The organism is Agathobaculum ammoniilyticum (assembly GCF_025567315.1).
GTDB classification, from domain to species: Bacteria; Bacillota; Clostridia; order Oscillospirales; family Butyricicoccaceae; genus Agathobaculum; species Agathobaculum ammoniilyticum.
Map to the genome: position 1 here is coordinate 27,409 of NZ_JAOQJE010000010.1, position 19,468 is coordinate 46,876.

The following is a 19,468-nucleotide window of genomic DNA, read 5'->3' on the forward strand; positions in this document are numbered from 1 at the left end:
ACATGGCAACGACAACCAGACAAGCGCGCACGGTGCGCAGGGTGACCGCAGGACCGCGGTATGCGAACCGTCCCGCCATGCGGGCGGAAGAGAGGGGCGAGACGGCGCTGCAGCCCTCCGACGGCCGGTTCCGCGAGCGGACGCGCGTGCGCGCCCATGCCTGGGACGCGGGTATTTTCTTTTCGGTCATGCTGCTGCTGGCGATCGGCTTGGTCGCGCTGTTTTCCGCGAGCTATTCGACCGGCTATTACAATTTCAAAGGCGATTCCCTGCATTTCGTTACGCGGCAGGGGATGGTCGCCGTAGCTGGCGTGGTCGCAATGATCGTTATTTCCAAGGTTAGCTATAAGCTGTACGCTAGGTTTTACAAGCCGTTTCTGGCGGTGTCGGTCGTGCTGCTGATTCTGGTTGCGATACCGGGCATCGGCACCTGGTATAATGGCGCGCGGCGCTGGCTGTTCGGTTTTCAGCCGTCCGAGCTGGCAAAGCTCGCCGTTATTGTGTGCTTCGCGTATTGGATCGCGCGCGACGCGCAGAGCGTGCGCAGCTTTAAGGGGCTGGTCCGGCCATACGGCTTCCTGCTTGCGGTATATGTTGTGCTGCTGGCGCTCGAGCCGCACACCTCGGCGATGATGATTGTCTGCGGCATCGGTGTGTGCATCCTCGTCGCGGGCGGCATGCGGCTGTGGTATTTCGTTCCGATCGGCGTGGTGGGCGCCGGAACGTTGACGGCGTTTTATTTCATGTTTTCCCATGTGCGGGATCGCTTCGCGGTATGGCTCGACCCGTTTTCGGATATGACGGATAAGGGCTTCCAAGGGGCGATGAGCCAGATCGCCATCGGCTCGGGCGGCTTTTTCGGCTTTGGGCTTGGGCAGGGACGGCAGAAGCACCTGTACCTGCCCGAACCGCAGAACGATTTCATCTTTGCCTCATGGTGTGAGGAAATGGGCTTTATCGGCGCGCTGCTGGTGATTCTGCTGTTCGCTTATCTGATTTACCGCGGGTTCCGCGTCGCGCGGGCGGCGCCGGATAAATTCAGCGCGATGCTGGCGACCGGCATTACCGCAAAGCTGGCGATACAAACATTGATGAACCTGTTCGTCGTCACAGGCATTATTCCGGTGACGGGTGCGGCGCTTCCGTTTTTCAGCTATGGCGGCACGGCGCTGCTCATGCAGCTCGGAGAAATGGGGATACTGCTGAATATATCGCGGTATATGCGGATAGACGCGCGCAACGAAGAATGAAGCGATAGGGGGAAATCAGGTTTGAAGCTGTATATCACTGGCGGCGGCACGGGCGGGCATGTGACGCCCGGGCTTGCCATCGCGCGGTATTTTGAGCAGAAGCATCCGGACACGGTTGTCCGGTTCGCAGGATCGGCGCGCGGTATTGAAAACAAGCTTGTCCCGAGAGAAGGGTATCCGCTGGATACCATTGAGATCATCGGCTTGTCCCGCTCCATGAGCCCGAAGGGGCTTGCACATAACCTGAAAGCGGCGCGGCTCGCCGTATCCGCGGTCGGCAAGGCGAAAAAGCTGCTGCGGGAGGCGCGGCCGGACTGCGTGATCGGCTGCGGCGGCTATGCATCGTTCGCGGTCGTTCGCGCGGCGCAGCAAATGGGGATACCGACCGTGCTGCTCGAGGTCAACGCACTGCCGGGCAAGGTGACGCAAATGCTGGCAAAAAAGGCGGACCGCGTGCTGGTCTGCTTTGAGCAGGCGGAAATGCTGCTCGGCGGCGGCGACAAGGTGGTCGTGACCGGTGCGCCCGTGCGCGGTGAAATTTTATCAGCGGACCGGAAAAAGGCGCGCGCCCGCTTCGGCCTGTCTGAGGACGATCAGCTTGTCGTCTCGTTCTGGGGCTCCATGGGCGCGAAATATATGAATGAGCACATGGCGGGTACGATCGCGCTGGAATGCAAAAACAATGTGCCGTACCGGCATGTACACGCATCGGGCGCGGCGGCGCGCGACTGGATGCCGCGGCTTGCGGAGGAGCAAGGCGCGGCTTTGCGGGAGCATCCCAATATCGAACTGACTGAGTATATTTATGATATGGCGGACCGCATGGCGGCGGCTGACCTGATCGTCTGCCGCGCGGGCGCGGCGACGATGGGCGAGCTGTGCATGCTGGGGCGGCCCGCGCTACTGGTGCCTTCGCCGTTCGTGGCGGAAAACCATCAGGAGAAAAACGCGCGCGCGCTCGAGCAGGCGGGCGGCTGCCGCGTGCTGCTGGAGAAGGACGCTTCGCCCCAGCGGCTGTACGACGAGATAGGGGAGCTGCTGTCCGATCGGGAACGCCTGCGGCAGATGGGGCGCGACGCGACGCGCCTGGCCGCGCATGACGCAAGCGAAAAAATTTACCGCGAGATCATGCAGGCTGTCCGCGAGCGGCAAAAATAAGGCAAAGGGGCGCTTGCATGAGACGCAGGAAGCGAAAACAGAAAACGCCGGAACAGATGAGGAAACGGGCGAACCGGCGGCAGCGGTTTTTCCATACGGTCGGCCGGCTGCTGTTTGTCGGCATACTGCTGTCGGCCGCCGTGCTCGCCCTGACGGTCTTTTTCAAGGTAGACACGATTTCCGTGGAAGGGTCCACCAAATACACGCCCGAGGAGATCGTCGCGGGCATGGATGTGAAAAAAGGTGACAACCTTTATCTTTGGAACAAGGTGAAAACGACAAATAGCCTGCTGGAGCAGTTTCCCTATCTGGAAACCGTGCAGATCCGGCGCCACTTGCCGGATGCGCTGGTCGTCACAGTGACCGAGTGCCGGGCGGCAGTGGCTGTTTCCACTAACGGCGTGTACTATCTGGTCAGCGCGCAGGGCAAAGTGCTGGAGCAGGCGGCGACGGATAACGGCCTGCCGGTCGTAGCCGGCGTGACGCTTGAGGCGGTCCGGCCGGGGCAGACGCTGGAGCCGGCTGAGGATGCCTATGTGGACGCTCTGCTGACCGTGCTGCAAACGCTGGACGCGGCGGACATGCTCTCGGAAACCGATTTCATCAACCTGCAGTCGCTCACCGATGTGCGCGTCGGCTATCTGGACCGGTTCGATATCCGCGTCGGCACGATGGAACAGCTTGCCTACCGGCTGCGCTTTGCGCAGACTGTGATCGATGGGCGGCTCTCACCCTCCGATATCGGGCGGCTGTACTGGGATGCGAAAAACAGGCTGCATTTTGTGCCGGATACTGCGGAAAATATCGCGCGTTCCGCAACCGGACAGGAGACGGATGACAGCCCCATTGTCGATCCGGACGCGCTGGACGCAGCCGGCGAAGACGATGCAGGGGAAGCCGACGGCGGGGCGGACAGCGGCGCCGCCGGTTCGGAGGGTTCCGAATGACCGGCACGTCGCCCTGTGCCATTAAAAGATCGCAGCGCCCGCAAAAGGCTTTTTCACAGCGGAGGGATGCCGGATATTGGTGAAAAATACCGGCGCCGCCTTTGGTGGAAAGATACAGAAAAACTCAATATTTTTTTGAGGGATTCACTAATATGTGTTGCAAAATAGAACAAAAAGAGGTAAAATTAAAACAATAGGGGCTGTCTGTCCATTCTGCTTCCAGACAGGGACAGGCCGTTGATATTGTGTAACGAAGATAATCTGAAAGATTTTTTATCATAACGGAGGATGGCAACAATGGGTTTTGAGTTTGAACAGGGCTTGGATAATGTAGTAAATATCAAAGTCATCGGCGTGGGCGGCGGCGGCGGCAATGCGGTCAACCGCATGGTCGAAAGCGGCGTGCAGGGCGTTGAGTTTATCTCGATCAATACAGATATGCAGGCGCTGAACTTCTCTCAGGCCGGCACCAAGATCCAGATCGGCGAGAAGCTGACCAAGGGACAGGGTGCGGGCGCAAACCCGGAGATCGGCCGCAAGGCTGCGGAGGAGAGCAAGGAGCAGATCGCCGCGGCGCTGGCCAACACCCATATGGTGTTCATCACCGCAGGCATGGGCGGCGGCACCGGCACAGGCGCGGCGCCGGTCGTGGCGCAGATCGCCCGTGAAATGGGTATCCTGACGGTCGGCGTTGTCACCCGTCCGTTCGCGTTCGAGGGTAAGAAGCGTCTGGAGCAGGCGCTGGGCGGCATCGACGAGTTGAACAAGAACGTCGATTCGCTGGTCATCATCCCAAACGAGCGCCTGAAATATGTTTCCGAACAGAAGATCACGTTCAAGAACGCGTTTGAGATCGCTGACGGCGTGCTGCGGCAGGCGGTCGCGAATATTTCCGAGCTGATTACCGTGCCGGGCTTCATCAATCTGGACTTTGCGGATGTTACCTCGGTGATGAAAGACGCGGGCTATGCTCATATCGGCACGGGCCGCGCTGCTGGGAAGGACAAGGCGGCGGAGGCCGCGCGCATGGCGATTTCCAGCCCGCTGCTCGAAACCTCGATCGATATGGCGCACGGTGTTATCGTTTCTGTTATCGGTTCGGATGATATCGGCTTGGATGAGGTCGAAACCGCTGCGACGATGGTCCAGCAGGCGGCGCATCCGGACGCGCATATCATCTTTGGCGCGTTTATCGACGACACGATGGACGACGAGATCCGCGTAGTCGTTATTGCCACCGGATTCGACAACATCCCCAATTCCGCGAAGCTGAATATGGATGGAAAGGCTCCGGAGCCAGCGTCCTCCGGCTTGTTCACCGAGGCGTCGACCGCGGCGGCGGAGGACAAGTCCGCTTCCGCCAAGAGCAGCCAGTCGAACGAGCTTGGTTCGGACGACGCGGCGTTCGACGTGCTGATGCGCATTTTTGATAAGGATCACCGCTGATTCTGTTGGTGCCTGTGTAATCATGCAAAACAGCCCTGTAAAGGGCTGTTTTGGTCTGAAAAGGCCTTGTAAAGTTTGGGTAAAAGGAGTGTGATCACCGTGAGTGCGGACCCTCGAAGTATAAAAAAAATAAAAGCTCGCGGTGGCGCAGAGAGATAATTGCCGCCGCAGAAAGGCGGTAAGATATGGTAGAATTTTACAAGACGATCGACGGCCGCGTAACCGAGCTTTCGGGCTTTACGGAGGGCTGTTGGGTCAATATGGTGCATCCTAGCTCGGACGAGCTGGAGGAGATCGCGCGGGTGGCGCGGGTGGAAGAGGAATTTATCCGCGCGGCGCTTGATCCGGAGGAAAGCTCCCGTGTCGAGACGGAGGACGACCAGCTTTTGATGATCGTCGACATTCCGATGGTGGAGAAAAGCTCGGTCGAAGATGGCGGGCAGATGTTCAGCACCCTGCCAATGGGGATTGTAGTAGGGCAGAACGCGGTTATCACGGTCTGCCTGGACGACAGCATCATCCTGCGATCAATCGCGGAGGGCGCGGTAAAGGGCGTCCATACGGCGATGCGCACGCGGTTTGTGTTCCAGATCTTGCTGCGGGTGGCGGGCCGCTTTCTGAAAAACCTGCGCATGATTGAACGCGACTTCACCCGAATTGAAAAACGTTTGTATGATTCGCTTAAAAATGAAGAGCTGATCCAGCTTCTGGGCCTCTCCAAATCGCTGGTATACTTTTCCGCTTCTCTGAAGGGCAACGAAGTCACAATGGAAAAGGTGCTGCGCGGACGGGTACTCAAGCTGTATGAGGACGATCGGGATATCCTGGAGGATGCGCTGATCGAGATTAGGCAGGCGATCGAAATGGCCGGCATCTATTCGAGTATTTTGTCCGGCACGATGGACGCTTACGCGTCGGTTGTTTCCAACAATCTGAACATCATCATGAAGGTGCTGACCGTGTTGACCATCATCATGACGATCCCCAATATCATCTTTGGCTTTTATGGGATGAATATAGAGGGAGGACGGATACCGGGCGATTTTGTCTGGTGGATTCCGCTGGCGATCTCGGTTGGGGGCTGCTTTTTCGCCTGGTATATGCTGAAAAAGAAAAATCTGGATTAACCTATTGCGCCGCGGATGCGGCGCTTTTTCTTTGCTGGTTTGACGGATGGGTTCCGTCATTATATAATGAAAGGGCAGAGATAAAAACACGGTCCGGTTGGTAGTCCGGACGCGACGGGGAACCGCCGCCAGTAACCTGCCTCCTTTGGTTGTCCGTTCTCTGTGCGCAGAACCAATAAAGGAGGAATTTCTATGCGCACAGTCAATTGCCGTGTGACCGTGTATTTTGACGACCCGTTCTGGGCCGTGTTGTATGAGCGGGAGAGCGGCGACTGGTATGAGGCGAGCCGGACGGTGTTCGGCGCGGAGCCCAAGGATCACGAGGTGTATGCGTTCCTGCTGCAAAGCTGGCGGCGGCTGCGGTTCAGCCCGCCGATACCGGTGGGCGAGCGGCCGGCGCGGCCGGATAACCCCAAGCGCCGCCAACGCGCCGCCCGTCAGGCGGTGGAGCGGTCGGGAACCGGTACGCGGGCGCAGCAGGCGCTTGCCGCCCAGCGCGAACAGGGGAAAACCGCGCGCCGCATCCGCACGCGGGAGGAAAAAGCGAGGGAGGCTGCGGAACGCTATGAGAAGCACCGGCAAAAGCGCAGGGAAAAGCACAAGGGACACTGAACCGTGTCCCTTGTGCTTTTTAACGTTATAACTAGGACTCTTTTCATCACGATAACGGTTAAACGGCCCAATGTGACGGACGGCAGGGAAAAATACCAAAAAACTTAAGAAATACTTCATGGAATCCGTCTGGTTTTCTGCTATACTACAATAAATAATGTGACAGAAATACGACAAAAAAGTGTGATGAAAATTACAGAAAAAATATCTGGTTTTTTGTGCGAACAGTGAAAAATGCAAGGAGGTTGTGAATTTCCGGCAAAAACTTATTGCATAATACGGCAATAGTGCTATGATAGTACAAGAATTAGAGAGAGTAACTTTGCGAGTGGGAATGAAGGAGACGAGTTTTCGCCATGCTTCGCTTTTTAGAAAGTTTACATTTTGTTTTATTCATTTTTTTTACCGCAGCCTATGCGTACCAAATCGTTTACCTGCTGATCGGCTTCTTCGGAAAAGGGAAAGGCGGGAAGCAAGCCCCCGCGCTGCACCGCTATGCGGCGATTATCGCCGCGCGCAACGAGGAGAACGTGATCGGCGACCTGATCAAAAGCCTTAAGAGGCAGGACTATCCCGCCGAACTGTTGGACGTGATCGTGATTGCGGATAATTGCACAGACCGCACGGCGGAGGTATCCCGCCAGGCGGGCGCGATCGTTTACGAGCGGTTTAACAAGGTGCAGGTCGGCAAGGGATATGCGCTCGATTATCTGTTCCGCCGCATTTTTGAGGACCAAGGCGAGCAGGCCTACGAAGGCTTCTTCGTGTTTGACGCGGACAATCTGGTTGACCCGCAGTTTGTGCGGGAAATGAACAAGATGTTCGACACCGGCGAATACGCGGCCCTGACCAGCTACCGCAATTCCAAAAACTTCTGCGACAATTGGATTTCCGCAGGCTATGCGCTGTGGTTCCTGAGGGAAGCGCGCTACCTGAACCGCCCGCGCACCCAGCTTGGGGTGAACTGCGCGGTTTCCGGCACCGGCTTCCTGGTCGCGGCGGATGTGATACGCGAGGATGGCGGCTGGCCCTACCATCTGCTGACCGAGGATATTGAGTTTTCTATTTCATGCGCGATCCGCGGCCGGAAGATCGGCTACTGCGGCACGGCCGTGATCTACGACGAGCAGCCGACCGCGTTCCGGCAGTCGTGGGATCAGCGAATGCGCTGGACCAAGGGCTTTTACCAGATCGACGCGCGCTATACCGGCGCGCTTCTGGGCGGCTGCCTGCGCGGCGGGCGCCACAGCATGTCCTGTTATGATATGCTGATGACGGTCGCGCCCGGCAACCTGGTCACGCTCGGCGTGCTGGCGCTGGCGCTGTTCGCCTGTCTGAGCAGCCTTGCGCAGCCGGCGTTTATCACATACCGCGTGCTGCGTATGCTGGGGCGGATTATTTGGATGACAATTAAGGGGATTTCGTTCAGCCTGTTCCTGTTCGGGGCGGTCACGATGCTATCCGAATGGAAGAAAATTGATGGTCCGGCATGGAAAAAGATTGTGTTTATGTTCACGTTCCCGCTGTTTATGCTGACGTACATACCGATCTCGCTTGCCGCCTTGGTGAACAAGGTGGAATGGAAGCCGATCCGGCATGGCTTGGCGGCCAAGGCGGAAAAAGGAAAAGAACGGGCATAAAGGCCCAAAAAGCCTGCTGCGGGGAACGCAGCAGGCTTTTATTATTCTTCGATGCGGTGCGGCCGGCCGCCGGCGTAAAGCTCCCTGCGGATCGCGGCGAACATGCGCTCGGCCATATCCAGATACCGCCGGATCTCGCGCTCGTCGATCTCGAAAGGGAGGTCGGTGGGATAGCGCGTTTCAATATAAAGGTCGTTGAGCGCCGCGCTTTCATCGAGGTATTCGGTAAACGTATCCGGATCGATGCGGATGGCCTGCCGGCACAGATAGGTGAGGTTGTGCCCGTCAAAGTGTCTGCCGGTGCGATAGAGCAGATAGCCCTTGAGCGCTTTTTCAATCGCCTGCTGGCAGTGGAACGCGGTGTTGTAAGGGTCGCCGCCATAGGTCAGAAGCAGGCGGGCGCACTGCAGGTCGCACAGCGCTTTGTCCAGCCATTTGTAATAGAAATGACTGTCGGAGGCCCCTTTACGTCGTCGACTCATAGATTACCTGGCCTTTCCGGGCGATCCAGGCGGCGTACGATGTTCCGTCGGCGCACAGATCCTCCCATTCCTCGGCGGTATACACGCTCAGATTGACCGGCACATCGGCCGAGATTGCAAGGTGCAGGCGTGGCCGCAGCTTACGGCAGTCCACGTCGTCCGGCACAATGACGCACAGGCTGAGCGCTTTGAGCTTGCCGGTCGCCATCGTGCGTTTTTCGGCAAAAAGGATGATTTTTTCCGGCCTACAGATCCGCAGGATATCGTCGGCCGTTTGCTTTATCAGATCGGTCATGCTTCAGGGTACCTGCCTTTCCAGAGGGGACATTGTGGCGAGCGCTTCAAAATGCGGTTTTCCATCTGCCTCGCCGCGGACGTAGCGGGCCGAGCCCACCGTGCCGCAGAGAAGTGCGAGCTGCTCGCCGAACGTGGTTTCCGCCGTGTAGTTGACCTGTAGCTCGGAGATAAAGCCCGGCTGCCGCTGCAGGTCGAGCGCGTCCGAGATCAGCTCGACGACGCGGACATTGTTGACATGGTTGTTGACATCCAGGTCGGAATATAGGACGGGGTGGACATGATGCGGTTTGACAGACGCGCAAGAGAGCTTGGGAAGCGGGTCGAATAACGCACCGCGCGCCGTATGTAGGTAATCCGCGGCCGCGGGGAAGCCGCTGGGCCGCAGGATGCGGTGGGTCTGCGGGTCAAGCGTCACCCACATGGACTGGGCCTCGCCGACCAGCTTTTCGTTGGCAAAAAACGCAAAGCAACGGTACCAGCTCGCGCCGCGGATGCCGGGACACCAGGTTTCGCAGCGGATGCGCTCGTAGGGCAGCAACGGTCGCAGGAGAGTGGCGCGCATCCGAGACAGTACCCACAGGATATGAAGGTCTGCGGGGCCGAGATGCAGGGCCTCCGCGTGTACGGTAGCCGCGTCCTGCATGATGTTCCACAGGAAAGACGGCTTTGCGATGCCGCGGTTATCAACATGGCTGTAATTGATCTCGTATTCACGGGAAAGCAGGTCGGCCAAGGGGATACGCCTCCAATCAGTTAATAAAACAGGCTGGTGATAAAGCGGGAAAGGATTTCCAGCAGGCTGCTGTGCTGCGCAGACTCGCCGGTGGCGTCTCCGGGCGGGACGCCGTCAATCTCGGTATAGTGTTTGGCCAGCATGGACGAGCAGTTGGCGGTATCGATCAGGGAGGAATAGCTGAAAAACACCTCGCCCTGCACATCGATGCTGCTTTCGATCATGTCCAACTGCCGTTGCAGTTCGGCCGTGCCATACCAGACATCGCCGGGCTGCGCCTCGGCCGCGCGGTACGCGCCGATGCCGATATAGAGGGCGACATCGCTGGTTGCCACAACGTTCTGCCACCAGTCGAGCAGGATCTCGAAGTCCGCGATCTCGTAGCCGATGGACCAGTAGAGCTGGGGACAGATATAATCGACCGTGCCGGCCTCGATCCATTCGACCGAATCGCAGTATATCTCACGGTAGGAGGAGCGGCCGTTGGTTTCGCTGCCTTCGGGGTTGGAGGATTGGTTATCCCAGATACCGGCGGGGCTGACGCCGAAAGAGAGGTCGGGGTTAAGCTCATGCAGCGCCGTATCAAGTTCGGCGATCAGCGTGTTGACATTGTCGCGCCGCCAGTCCCCGATATCCTCAAAATCGCCGCCGTAGCGCGCGAACGAGGTGGCGTCGTTAAAATCAGGCCCTGGATAAAAATAATCGTCAAGATGGATGCCATCCACCTCGTAATTGCGGACGATTTCCTCCGCGCCGTCAATGACGAGCTGCTGCACAGCGGACAGGCCGGGGTCAAAATAGTAATTCCCATCGTACTGCACAACCCATTCCGGATGCTGCTTGGCCGGACTGCTTTCCGGCAGCGCGGCCCATTCCGCCTCGCCGTCCTTGGTGATGCGGTAGGGATTGATCCAGGCGTGGAGCTGTAGGCCGCGGCTGTGCGCGCCGTTTACCCAATAGGCGAGCAGGTCGAGGCCGCCGTCGGGCGCCTGGCCCGCCGTGCCGCTCACATAACGGCTCCAGGGGAAAAGTTCGGACTGGTACAGCGCGTCCGCGGAGGGGCGGACCTGAAAGAACACGGTGTTCAGGCCCATGGACGCAATGTTGTCCAAAATCGCGTCCGCTTCGCTTTTGAGTTCGTCCGCGGTCATGCCCTGTCGGGTGGGATAGTCGATATTATAAACGCTGGAAACCCAGACGCCGCGGATACCGTCCCTGGCCGCGCTGCCGTTTGCGGCCGAAGCGGTGGGCAGCAGCAGGGCAAGCAGGAAAAAAAGAGATAAAATACGTCGTTTCAGCATGAAAATACTCCTTTGGTAAATGCGCATAGCTTTATTCTTATTTTACCATTTTGGCCAGCGGAAAGCAAGGAACACGTCGCCCAGTTGCGTAAAGGAGCATTGACTTTGCCGGCGATCCATCGTATGATGGACAGGGAAAAGGATGTGAAAGGCTTTCATGCAAAAAAAAGTTTTGGCGCTGCACGACCTGTCCGGATTCGGGCGCTCGTCGCTCGTGCCAATCATTGCGGTGCTTTCCGCGGCGGGACATCAGTGCGTGCCGCTGCCAACAGCGGTGTTTTCCACCCACACAGCGATCCCAAACTGGGTGACGACCGACTTAACCGGCGCGATACAGGGAACAATAGAGCAGTACGACGCGCTGGGGCTGCGGTTTGAAGCGGTCTATGCGGGCTTTCTTGGATCAGCGGATCAGATCGATCGGGTGCGGGAGGCGGCGCGGCGGCTGAAGGCCGTGGATGGGATCACCCTGATTGACCCTGTGATGGGCGACAATGGCAGGATATACGACACCTACACGCCTGAGATGTGTACCCGCATGCGGGAGCTTTGCGCAATCGCGGATATCATCACTCCCAATACGACCGAAGCCGCGATCCTGCTCGACCGCGATCCGTCCGGCAAGCCGCGCGGTGCGGAGGAGGCTTGGGAATGGATGCGCGCGCTGCGCGCGCGGTATGGCGCGCAGGTTGTGCTGACCGGACTGGATTTTGCGGAAAGGCGCATAGGCTCGGGCTGTCTGACGGCGGAGGGGGGCGCGCTGAGCCTGCACCGCCGCGTCGACCGGTATTACCCGGGAACAGGGGATCTGTTCGCCTCTGTGATGCTGGGCAGCCTGCTGAACGGGGAAAAGCTGGCTGCGGCGTGCGACCGCGCGGGCGAATATGTCAAGGACTGCATCGCCTATACGGCGGCGCAGCAGACCAATCCGATGCACGGCGTACAATTTGAAAAGCTGCTGTATCATTTGGTGGGAGGATGCGATGAAGCACAAGGAAGAACTGAAGGAGATCATTAAGGCTTACCGCGATCGGGGCATTACCTGTGACCAGAACGAGCTGATCCAGCTTTTGCGGGAGGTCCAGACGCTGTTCGGCGGCGTCATACCGCAGAAAGCGCTGGAAAAGACCGCGGAAAAGCTGGAGCTGAAAATGACATTCATCGACGCGCTGCTCAAGCGGTATCCGTCGATACGAACGGAGGACGCACCGCATACACTGTCTGTCTGCGGCGGGAAAAACTGCGCCAAGCGGGCGGCGCTGTCGGATTTTGTGGAACGGACCTATGGCGTACAGGTGGGCGGCACGGCGGAAGCCGGCTTCCGCTACAAGGTGACGGGCTGCATGAAAAAATGCGGCAAAGGCCCCTGCGTCAAATGGGACGGCGATATCCATACAGGGATGACAGAAGAAAAGCTGCGCAAACTGATCGAGGGAGAACGTTAAAAGCGGGCGGCCTTTTCACAGGCCGCCCGCTTTTTGCGTGGAGCGAAACCGCGCGATGCCGAAAACAAAAACGCCTGTCCTTTGGACAGGCGTTTTTGTTTATTGGAGCGGCTGACGAGGCTCGAACTCGCTACCTCCACCTTGGCAAGGTGGCGCTCTACCAGATGAGCTACAGCCGCAGGCTATCGCGCTGGACTTACCAGCGCGATATTTATTATAGCAAAGACTGTACAAGCTGTCAAGAACAAATAATGAAAAAAGATGTTTTTTCATCCTGTTTTTCTGGGGCGGCACAGCACCAGCGTGACGCACAGGCATACCGCCACATACAGGGCGATTGGCACGCCTGCGAACAGTAGCACCCGTCCGAGTTGCCAGAGCGGCTGCGGCAGGCCGGTCCACAGGCGCGACAACGTCTCTTCAGGGATGAGCCGCAACAGCTGCATAAACGCGGAACAGGCCATGCGCACCGGCAGCAGCGCGACCATCCAGATATTCACGCGCCAGAAAGACCGGATAAAGCCCGCCCCCTGTATGGTGTCCGCACTGTTTTTCAAATACAGCCCGAAGCCTGTCGCTATGGTGATGGCGCAGATCTGTAAAATCATGCCGATAACCGAGGGGATCGAGCTTGCGGAAGCAAAACGGCCGTAAAACAGAAGCAGCACCCCGCACGCGCTCGCGCCCAGCGTCAGGCAGAGCAGCAGGGGAGCGCCCGCCCGCGCTTGGACGGGCGACATGTGCGCGTCCGTAACGGCATGTGTCTCGGGCGGCTCGACATCCCGCAGCAGCCAGTCGGTCGTGACGTTAAAATAGTCTGCGAGCGCGATTACCTTATCCGTGTCCGGCGTGGCATCCTCGGTCTCCCATTTGGAAACCGCCTGCCGCGATATGCCGAGTGTAATGGCTAGCTCCTCCTGCGATAAGCCGCGCTGTTTGCGCAGGCTGATGATTTTTTCTCCAAGCGTCATGTTTGCTTACCTCCTTGCTTGATGGTCCTGATTTTACCGGAAAAAGCGGTTGCATGCCACCAAGCGGGGCTGGAAATTACGCAACCGGCGGTTGCGGACAGGAAAAAAGGCGCGTTTTTCGCAAAACGCGCCGGAAAGATCAATAGCCGAGCGGCTCGCCGATCAGCACGACCTCGCACTTTTCCATTTTGGTGGGCGGTCCCATGTGGATCACCATGGCGCGGCAGAGCTTTTCCACAATCTCCGGATCATCCTTTCCGGAAAGCCGTTTGGCGTTGAGGGGGGCGGCGACGTTTTTCGCGCGGTCGATCGCGCTTTCCAGATCGGGGCACAGCTTGTTGATGCCGCAGACAAAGATGCAGCGCTTCGGGCCGAACAGCGTACCCGCGACGCGGTTGCAGGTGCCGTCGATATTAACGATCTCGCCGTTTTCCGACAGGCCGTTGGCGGAGCAGAGATAAATGTCCGGCGTCTGGAAGAATTCACCCGGCTTGAGCCAGTGCCAGTGGACAGCGGTGTTTCCGGCAAAGGCTTCCGGAAAACCCAGCTCTTTGAGCGTCATTGAGCCGCCGAGAGAAACCGATTTGCCCGCGCAGGCGTCGGTCAGGTAGCGCTGTGCCTCCTGCGCGGTGGGGAAGTAAGTAAAGCCGAAGCCGCGCGCGGTGAAAGCCCTGCAGATCGCGTCTACCCCCGGCAAGCCGCGTTCGAACATCGGCAGCAATTCGGACGGGTCGCTTACCAATGCCTGCGCACCGGCCGCCTTTAGTTCCTCGGCCGGACGGAAGCCCCAGGTCACGCCGACAGCGGCCAGGCCGGCATTTTGCGCGGTCTGCATATCGACCGCGCTGTCTCCGATATAGAGGGCGGTCGCCGCGTCGCCGCCCAGCTCGCGCAGCAGTTGGAGCGCGCTGGTCGGATCGGGCTTGCGGGGGGTGTCCGGCCGCTCGCCGCAGGTGACCTGCACAAGATCACCGAAATAATGCCGGATCAGCCCCTTGGCGGCCAGATCGTATTTGTTGGAAAGCACGCCGACCGAAACACCGGCCTTTTTCAGCGCCTTGAGAAGTGGGAGGATGCCGTCATACGGTTGGGTGCGGTTCATCATGCGCTCGTTATAGGCGGTGCGGAAGTCGTCGAGACAGGCGTCAACCATGGCCTCCGTGCGTTTGTTTTCCGGAATGCAGCGCTCGACCAGCTTACGCACGCCGTTGCCCGCGCGCTGGCGCGTCTGCTCCTCGGTCACAGCGGGGAAGCCGCGCCGCATGACCGCGCAGTTGACGCTGTCGCACAGGTCGCCGAGGGTGTTGAGCAGGGTACCGTCCAAATCAAAGATTGCCGTGTTGATTTTCATGCTATCGCTATCCTTTTTATCTGTTTGAGTGGGCGCGGCTTCAGCCGCGCATATAGGTTTGCGTGATCTCGGCCAGCAGGGAAGAAACCGTCGGGTTGAGCGCCTCCCGCCGCACGCGCCAGCGCCAGTTCTTGCCGCCGATCGTCCCGGGCGTGTTCATATGCGCGTCCGCGCCGAGTGAGAGCAGGTCCTGCAGGGGGGTCATGGCGATGCGCGCGGGCGAGGCCCAGACGCTTTTGATCGCGCTCCAGCCCATGGCCTCGCTGTGCGAGGTGCGCAGGTACCGGTAGGCAAACTGCTTTTCCGGCTCGGTGCAGATATCCATGATCTGCTCGCATACGGTCTGGGAGTCGTGCGTGGAGGTGTAAACGATGCTGTTCGGCACGAAGTTATGCGGCAGGTGCTCATTGTCTTCGTCCGGCGTGAAGCCGAAGATCAGCACCTTCATGCCCGGCAGGCCGCTTTCCGTGAGCAGTTCGCGCACCTCGTCGGTTTGCACGCCCAGATCCTCCGCGATGAGCCGGACCGGACCGAGCGCCTGTTCGATGGCGCGGAGCAGCTCCATGCCCGGGCCTTTGCGCCAATGGCCCTTGATCGCGTTTTCCGATCCGGCCTTGACCTCCCAGTAGGCCGCGAAGCCGCGGAAGTGGTCGAGCCGCACCACATCGAACAGCGCCATGTTGCTCTTCATGCGCCAGACCCACCAGGCGTAGTTCTCCGCGCGGTGTACGTCCCAGTCATACACCGGATTGCCCCAGAGCTGACCGGTGGCCGAATAGTAGTCGGGCGGCACGCCCGCGACCAGCTTGGGGCTGCGGTCGGCCTTGAGCTTGAACAGCGTCGGGTGCGTCCACACATCCGAGGAGTCTGCGGAAACGTAGATCGGGATATCCCCGATGATCTGGATGCCTTTTTCATTGGCGTAGGCATGCAGCGCGTCCCACTGCTGGAAAAAGACATATTGCAGGAAGATGCGGAAGTCGATCTCGTCCCGCAGCTCGGCGGCCGCCTTTTCAAGCGCGGCAGGCTTGCGGTCGCGCACCGCCTTGTCCGGCCAAAGATAGACCGGCATATTGTGGTATTTTTCCTCTTTAAGCGCCATAAACAGCGCATAATCCGGCAGCCAGGCGGCATTTTTCTCACGGAACGCGGCGATCCTGGTGCGCAGCGTGTCGTCAACGCGGCGGTACGCCTTGCGGAACAGCGGCCAGCGGGTATCCGCGAGCTGTTCGAAATCCGTCTCGTCCGGCGACGCCTCGAAGTCGCCGGCCCTGACCTCGGCCACGGTCAACAGGCCGTCCTCCACCAGCAGGTCAAGGTCGATCAGGTACGGATTGCCCGCCGCTGCGGAAAAGCACTGATACGGCGAATCACCGAAACCGGTGTGGCCGAGCGGCAGGACCTGCCAATAGGTCTGACGGGCGGCGGAGAGAAAATCCACAAAATCATACGCGGCCTTGCCCATGGTACCCACGCCGTGCGGCGAGGGCAGAGAAGTGACGTGCGCGAGCACGCCGCTGGAGCGTTTGAACATACTGCGTTCCCCCAATTCAATATGACTCATTATAACACAGTTCGGCCGATTTCCCAAGAGTTATTCTTGCCGGCAAAGACTGGAAGCGGGCGAGGACAATAGGGGACCGCGCGGAATCCGCTTGCAAACGGCTGGCCGGCAGGCTATAATAAGAGGGCTGAAAACACAAAAAAGGGGAATATCAACGCATGAGAATGCGCAAAAAGAAAAACCTGGACGTTCGTTTTGCCGCGTGCGCGGATGTGATGGCGTTCGAGCCGAGGGAAAAGCGCGGCCGCTGGCGCGCGCTGTTCGGCAACGACCACCCGCTGCATGTGGAGATCGGCTGCGGCAAGGGGCGCTTTGCGATCGGCATGGCGGAGCAGTATCCGGAGATCAACTTTATCGCGGTCGAACGGGAGGAGGGCGCGCTCATCATGGCGGCGGAGCGCTGCCAGCAGCACCCGCTGCCCAACCTGCGGTTCGTATCCTTTGACGCGGCCGAGCTGCGCGAGGTGTTCGCCCCGGGCGAAGTGGACCGCATCTACCTGAACTTTTCCGACCCGTGGCCGCCTAACCGCCAGCGCAAGCGCCGCCTGACGTGGCGCGCGTATCTGGAGGTCTATGACGAGCTGCTGAAGCAGCAGGGCGATCTGTGCTTCAAGACCGATAACCAGCGCTTTTTTGAGTGGACGCTTGCGGAGGTCTGTCAGTACGGCTGGCTGCTCCAGAATATTTCGCTCGACCTGCACCGCTCGGATTTCGAGGGCAACGTGATGACCGAATATGAGGAGAAGTTCTCATCCGAGGGCGCGCGCATCTACCGGCTGGAGGCGCGTCGGCGGCTGCCGGAATTTTTAAGAAAATAGAGGGAGGATGAAAAGCGGCCGCAGGGCCGCTTTTTCCTATGGAAAATAAATGTTATTGACATATGCCGGAAAAGTGTTATGCTATACTTATAACCGGCATATGCCGAAAATAAAAAACGGAGGCGCAGCAATATGAAAATCGCAGTCACTTATGAGGATGGACAGATATTCCAGCACTTTGGGCATACCGCCCAGTTCAAAGTATATGAAACGGCGGACGGAAAAATCCTTTCCTCGCGGATTGTTGATACCAATGGCAGCGGGCATGGGGCGCTTGCGGGCTTCTTGGCGGCGCAGGGCGTGGATACGCTGATTTGCGGCGGCATCGGCGGCGGCGCGCAGGCCGCGCTGGCCGAGGCCGGCATCCGCCTGCTGGGCGGCGTGCAGGGCGGGGCGGACGAAGCGGTCGGGGCGTTCCTGGCCGGCTCGCTCCAGTATGATCCGGATGTCCGGTGCAGCCACCACGAGCATCACGGCGAGGGGCATGACTGCGCCTCGCACGGCGGCCACACCTGTGGCGGCCACTGCCACGGGTAAACGTGGATGCCAAGGCCGAAAAAGTGCCGCAGGGTATGCGGTCTGCCGGCCTGCCGGGAATTCGGCCCGCGCGGCATGGGCTGCGCGGGGGAGCCGGTTGTCATGGGGCTGGATGAGTACGAGGCGCTCCGCCTGATCGACCTGGAGGGCCTGCAGCAGGAGCAGGCCGCCGTGCAGATGGGGGTCGCGCGCACCACGGTGCAGGCGATCTACAACACTGCCCGCCGCAAGCTGACGGACTGCCTGGTCAACGGCAGGCTGCTGCGGCTCCAGGGCGGGGAGGTGGAGGTCTGCGAGCGGCGCGCGTATTGCCCGAGAGCCGGTTGCTGCCTACAGCGAAGCTGCGATAAGGAAAGGCCGGAGGATTGATTCCCTCCGGCCTTTTTCTCTGGATGCGCCTGCGTTTGACAGACGGATGCCTCCACACGGGCTTACAGCTTGGTGTATCCGCGCGGGGTGACGATAGCGTCCAGCGGGACGCCGGCCGCGCACGCGGGGCAGTCCTTGCCGCGGACAAAATTATGGTAATGCGGGAAATCCTCGCCCGAAAACAGGCGGACGACCGGCTTGCCGTCCAACTCGGAAAGGTTGGAGAACAGCGCGGAATAGCCGGCGACCCGACCTCCGTAATATTCGATGCACTCGCGCGTCTGGGACAGGGTTTGACCGGTCGAGGCCGTGTTGACCAGCACCAGTACATTGCGGTTTTCGATCATGGGGCGGAGGTTGTCCGCGAACATGAACTGCCCGTTGACGTTGTTGTCCGGCTCGACAAGATAGACGGATTTGCCGGAATTCAGGCTGCCGATACCCGAGGAGGAAAGCTCGCGGGCCAGATAGGCGCCGATGTATTCCGTACCCTCCAGGCACAGGAGCGTGTCCACACTGACCGCGCTAAAGTGGAAAGCGATGCTGCGCGCCGCTTCAAGCGCCATGGACATATTGTGCTTGATTTCGGACATATCGACATAATAATTGATGTGCGAATGGTTTGTGGCGAAATGCCCGGGGATCGCATCCGCGTAAAGGCGTTTGTTGGCATGGGAGATGATTCGGATCGGCTGCTGCATAAGGAAACCACCTTTCTTGCGACAATATAAGAAATCACACCTTTATTATACCGCATTTTACTGTGCAGGGCAAGAAAAAGCCGAGCGCTTCGGACGGCGTTTCCAGGCGGGGGAAATAAAAAAGCAGCCGCACAGCGGCTGCCGTTCCATTGAAATGCGCGGGGCGCATGCGCCCGAAAGGTAATAAGCCCCGCCCTGCCGATGCGGCCCAATTAGTAACCTGCACGACTTGGCAGGTGGGTTTTCTGTTTGGCATGTCTGCGCTTCCAACATCCGTGTATACCCGGGAGGCCTGCTGCTCGATGCCAAAACTTTCCGAAATCCCGTACTAAAAATGTGGGTTAAAAAAAGGCCGCTGTCGCACAGGGCAGGGTGACATCCGGCAAAGCCTTGCCGGATGCCGGAAAGAAAAGGGGATCAGCCCTCTTCGTCCTCCTCCGCTTCCGCGCGTTCCATCAGGATATTGAACACTGCATCCGCGATCTCGTCGTCCTCGACCGCTTCCAGCATTTCCTCGCCGTTTTCCTCTACGATCTGCATGATGACGACCTCCGCGTCTTCCTCAACGGCAAGCTCAGCCGGAATAAACGCCAGATAGGTCGTACCCTCATATTCCACGGTGTCGATGTGCTCAAACTCCACTTCGTTGCCATCCTCATCGATCAGCGTGACAAAATCGTTGCCGTACTCCTCGCTCATGGTTCCGGCACCTCCTTGTG

20 protein-coding genes, 1 tRNA gene, 1 other RNA gene and 1 pseudogene are annotated in these 19,468 nt (G+C 59.0%); 12 read left to right on the plus strand and 11 right to left on the minus strand.

The annotated features are described in order from the left end of the window. Positions 1-2: 2 nt before the first annotated feature. From ftsW to OCV66_RS11060, 7 genes are all read left to right on the plus strand, one after another. Complete coding sequence (gene ftsW / locus OCV66_RS11030) at positions 3-1,250, plus strand: putative lipid II flippase FtsW (protein ID WP_107631912.1); 1,248 nt, start codon at positions 3-5, stop codon at positions 1,248-1,250. A 21-nt stretch (positions 1,251-1,271) separates the two neighbouring features. After that, positions 1,272-2,408 carry an undecaprenyldiphospho-muramoylpentapeptide beta-N-acetylglucosaminyltransferase gene (gene murG, locus OCV66_RS11035; protein ID WP_054327166.1) on the plus strand — a complete coding sequence of 379 codons (1,137 nt, stop codon included), beginning with the start codon at positions 1,272-1,274 and terminating at the stop codon, positions 2,406-2,408. Between the two features lie 17 nt (positions 2,409-2,425). Beyond that, positions 2,426-3,355, plus strand: a complete 930-nt coding sequence (locus tag OCV66_RS11040; protein WP_147574289.1) for a cell division protein FtsQ/DivIB — start codon at positions 2,426-2,428, stop codon at positions 3,353-3,355. A gap of 297 nt (positions 3,356-3,652) precedes the next feature. Continuing rightward, on the plus strand, positions 3,653-4,801 hold the full coding sequence (gene ftsZ / locus OCV66_RS11045; RefSeq protein ID WP_107631913.1) for a cell division protein FtsZ: 1,149 nt from the start codon (positions 3,653-3,655) through the stop codon (positions 4,799-4,801). Between the two features lie 185 nt (positions 4,802-4,986). Then, on the plus strand, positions 4,987-5,928 hold the full coding sequence (locus OCV66_RS11050; RefSeq protein WP_054327634.1) for a magnesium transporter CorA family protein: 942 nt from the start codon (positions 4,987-4,989) through the stop codon (positions 5,926-5,928). A gap of 192 nt (positions 5,929-6,120) precedes the next feature. After that, positions 6,121-6,540, plus strand: a complete 420-nt coding sequence (locus OCV66_RS11055) for a YjdF family protein (protein ID WP_054327633.1) — start codon at positions 6,121-6,123, stop codon at positions 6,538-6,540. 356 nt (positions 6,541-6,896) lie between these two features. After that, positions 6,897-8,180, plus strand: a complete 1,284-nt coding sequence (locus OCV66_RS11060; protein WP_054327632.1) for a glycosyltransferase family 2 protein — start codon at positions 6,897-6,899, stop codon at positions 8,178-8,180. 41 nt (positions 8,181-8,221) lie between these two features. Here the strand turns inward: OCV66_RS11060 and OCV66_RS11065 are convergent, their stop codons facing one another. The 4 genes from OCV66_RS11065 to OCV66_RS11080 are packed head-to-tail and all read right to left on the minus strand — an operon-like array spanning position 8,222 to position 10,993. Further along, positions 8,222-8,662, minus strand: coding sequence for a HEPN domain-containing protein (locus OCV66_RS11065; protein ID WP_054327631.1), 441 nt, complete (start codon positions 8,660-8,662; stop codon positions 8,222-8,224). Beyond that, complete coding sequence (locus OCV66_RS11070; protein ID WP_054327630.1) at positions 8,646-8,957, minus strand: hypothetical protein; 312 nt, start codon at positions 8,955-8,957, stop codon at positions 8,646-8,648. Before OCV66_RS11070 ends, OCV66_RS11065 begins: the two co-directional genes overlap by 17 nt. A gap of 3 nt (positions 8,958-8,960) precedes the next feature. Further along, entirely contained in the window at positions 8,961-9,692 is a 732-nt protein-coding gene (locus OCV66_RS11075; protein ID WP_054327629.1) for an acyl-[acyl-carrier-protein] thioesterase, read from the minus strand. A 20-nt stretch (positions 9,693-9,712) separates the two neighbouring features. Beyond that, positions 9,713-10,993 (minus strand): glycoside hydrolase family 10 protein, encoded by a 1,281-nt coding sequence (locus tag OCV66_RS11080; RefSeq protein WP_186949845.1) that lies wholly within the window; start codon positions 10,991-10,993, stop codon positions 9,713-9,715. 157 nt (positions 10,994-11,150) lie between these two features. On the opposite strand from OCV66_RS11080, the gene OCV66_RS11085 reads away from it, so the two are divergent. Both OCV66_RS11085 and OCV66_RS11090 read left to right on the plus strand, forming a co-directional pair. Further along, entirely contained in the window at positions 11,151-12,011 is an 861-nt protein-coding gene (locus tag OCV66_RS11085) for a pyridoxamine kinase (RefSeq protein WP_107631916.1), read from the plus strand. Further along, the gene (locus OCV66_RS11090; RefSeq protein ID WP_054327626.1) at positions 11,977-12,438 is read left to right on the plus strand and encodes an NAD(P)H-dependent oxidoreductase subunit E; all 462 of its coding nucleotides are present in this window, start codon (positions 11,977-11,979) and stop codon (positions 12,436-12,438) included. The genes OCV66_RS11085 and OCV66_RS11090 overlap by 35 nt, the downstream gene beginning before the upstream one ends. A gap of 103 nt (positions 12,439-12,541) precedes the next feature. Here the strand turns inward: OCV66_RS11090 and OCV66_RS11095 are convergent. The 4 genes from OCV66_RS11095 to malQ all read right to left on the minus strand — a co-directional run bounded on the left by OCV66_RS11095 (position 12,542) and on the right by malQ (position 16,294). Beyond that, a tRNA-Gly gene (locus tag OCV66_RS11095) sits at positions 12,542-12,617 on the minus strand. 90 nt (positions 12,618-12,707) lie between these two features. Beyond that, on the minus strand, positions 12,708-13,409 hold the full coding sequence (locus tag OCV66_RS11100) for a helix-turn-helix domain-containing protein (protein WP_054327625.1): 702 nt from the start codon (positions 13,407-13,409) through the stop codon (positions 12,708-12,710). Between the two features lie 139 nt (positions 13,410-13,548). Then, positions 13,549-14,760 (minus strand): HAD-IA family hydrolase, encoded by a 1,212-nt coding sequence (locus tag OCV66_RS11105; RefSeq protein WP_082397213.1) that lies wholly within the window; start codon positions 14,758-14,760, stop codon positions 13,549-13,551. Between the two features lie 40 nt (positions 14,761-14,800). Next, the gene (gene malQ, locus OCV66_RS11110; RefSeq protein WP_054327624.1) at positions 14,801-16,294 is read right to left on the minus strand and encodes a 4-alpha-glucanotransferase; all 1,494 of its coding nucleotides are present in this window, start codon (positions 16,292-16,294) and stop codon (positions 14,801-14,803) included. A 188-nt stretch (positions 16,295-16,482) separates the two neighbouring features. Between malQ and trmB the strand changes: the two genes are divergently transcribed. From trmB to OCV66_RS11125, 3 genes and pseudogenes are all read left to right on the plus strand, one after another. Beyond that, positions 16,483-17,142, plus strand: coding sequence for a tRNA (guanosine(46)-N7)-methyltransferase TrmB (gene trmB, locus OCV66_RS11115; protein ID WP_054327623.1), 660 nt, complete (start codon positions 16,483-16,485; stop codon positions 17,140-17,142). Between the two features lie 99 nt (positions 17,143-17,241). Further along, a pseudogene (locus OCV66_RS11120) lies at positions 17,242-17,679 on the plus strand (NifB/NifX family molybdenum-iron cluster-binding protein); the annotation flags it as partial. A gap of 6 nt (positions 17,680-17,685) precedes the next feature. Next, complete coding sequence (locus OCV66_RS11125) at positions 17,686-18,048, plus strand: DUF134 domain-containing protein (protein ID WP_147574291.1); 363 nt, start codon at positions 17,686-17,688, stop codon at positions 18,046-18,048. A gap of 62 nt (positions 18,049-18,110) precedes the next feature. Here OCV66_RS11125 and OCV66_RS11130 read toward each other — a convergent pair whose 3' ends face one another. The 3 genes from OCV66_RS11130 to OCV66_RS11140 all read right to left on the minus strand — a co-directional run bounded on the left by OCV66_RS11130 (position 18,111) and on the right by OCV66_RS11140 (position 19,448). Beyond that, the gene (locus tag OCV66_RS11130) at positions 18,111-18,749 is read right to left on the minus strand and encodes a type I phosphoribosyltransferase (RefSeq protein ID WP_054327620.1); all 639 of its coding nucleotides are present in this window, start codon (positions 18,747-18,749) and stop codon (positions 18,111-18,113) included. A gap of 183 nt (positions 18,750-18,932) precedes the next feature. Beyond that, a non-coding RNA gene (gene ssrS, locus OCV66_RS11135) (6S RNA) lies at positions 18,933-19,126 on the minus strand. Between the two features lie 40 nt (positions 19,127-19,166). Further along, positions 19,167-19,448, minus strand: coding sequence for a DUF1292 domain-containing protein (locus OCV66_RS11140; RefSeq protein ID WP_054327619.1), 282 nt, complete (start codon positions 19,446-19,448; stop codon positions 19,167-19,169). Between the last annotated feature and the right edge of the window lie 20 nt (positions 19,449-19,468).

Coding starts and splice junctions, on each gene's coding strand:
- OCV66_RS11065 (WP_054327631.1), bottom strand. CDS start 8,662: ATGAGTCGACGACGTAAAGGGGCCTCCGACAGTCATTTCTATTACAAA.
- ftsW (WP_107631912.1), top strand. CDS start 3: ATGGCAACGACAACCAGACAAGCGCGCACGGTGCGCAGGGTGACCGCA.
- OCV66_RS11060 (WP_054327632.1), top strand. CDS start 6,897: ATGCTTCGCTTTTTAGAAAGTTTACATTTTGTTTTATTCATTTTTTTT.
- OCV66_RS11050 (WP_054327634.1), top strand. CDS start 4,987: ATGGTAGAATTTTACAAGACGATCGACGGCCGCGTAACCGAGCTTTCG.
- OCV66_RS11070 (WP_054327630.1), bottom strand. CDS start 8,957: ATGACCGATCTGATAAAGCAAACGGCCGACGATATCCTGCGGATCTGT.
- OCV66_RS11055 (WP_054327633.1), top strand. CDS start 6,121: ATGCGCACAGTCAATTGCCGTGTGACCGTGTATTTTGACGACCCGTTC.
- malQ (WP_054327624.1), bottom strand. CDS start 16,294: ATGTTCAAACGCTCCAGCGGCGTGCTCGCGCACGTCACTTCTCTGCCC.
- OCV66_RS11130 (WP_054327620.1), bottom strand. CDS start 18,749: ATGCAGCAGCCGATCCGAATCATCTCCCATGCCAACAAACGCCTTTAC.
- OCV66_RS11085 (WP_107631916.1), top strand. CDS start 11,151: ATGCAAAAAAAAGTTTTGGCGCTGCACGACCTGTCCGGATTCGGGCGC.
- OCV66_RS11105 (WP_082397213.1), bottom strand. CDS start 14,760: ATGAAAATCAACACGGCAATCTTTGATTTGGACGGTACCCTGCTCAAC.
- OCV66_RS11100 (WP_054327625.1), bottom strand. CDS start 13,409: ATGACGCTTGGAGAAAAAATCATCAGCCTGCGCAAACAGCGCGGCTTA.
- OCV66_RS11090 (WP_054327626.1), top strand. CDS start 11,977: ATGAAGCACAAGGAAGAACTGAAGGAGATCATTAAGGCTTACCGCGAT.
- trmB (WP_054327623.1), top strand. CDS start 16,483: ATGAGAATGCGCAAAAAGAAAAACCTGGACGTTCGTTTTGCCGCGTGC.
- OCV66_RS11080 (WP_186949845.1), bottom strand. CDS start 10,993: ATGCTGAAACGACGTATTTTATCTCTTTTTTTCCTGCTTGCCCTGCTG.
- OCV66_RS11140 (WP_054327619.1), bottom strand. CDS start 19,448: ATGAGCGAGGAGTACGGCAACGATTTTGTCACGCTGATCGATGAGGAT.
- OCV66_RS11040 (WP_147574289.1), top strand. CDS start 2,426: ATGAGACGCAGGAAGCGAAAACAGAAAACGCCGGAACAGATGAGGAAA.
- ftsZ (WP_107631913.1), top strand. CDS start 3,653: ATGGGTTTTGAGTTTGAACAGGGCTTGGATAATGTAGTAAATATCAAA.
- OCV66_RS11125 (WP_147574291.1), top strand. CDS start 17,686: ATGCCAAGGCCGAAAAAGTGCCGCAGGGTATGCGGTCTGCCGGCCTGC.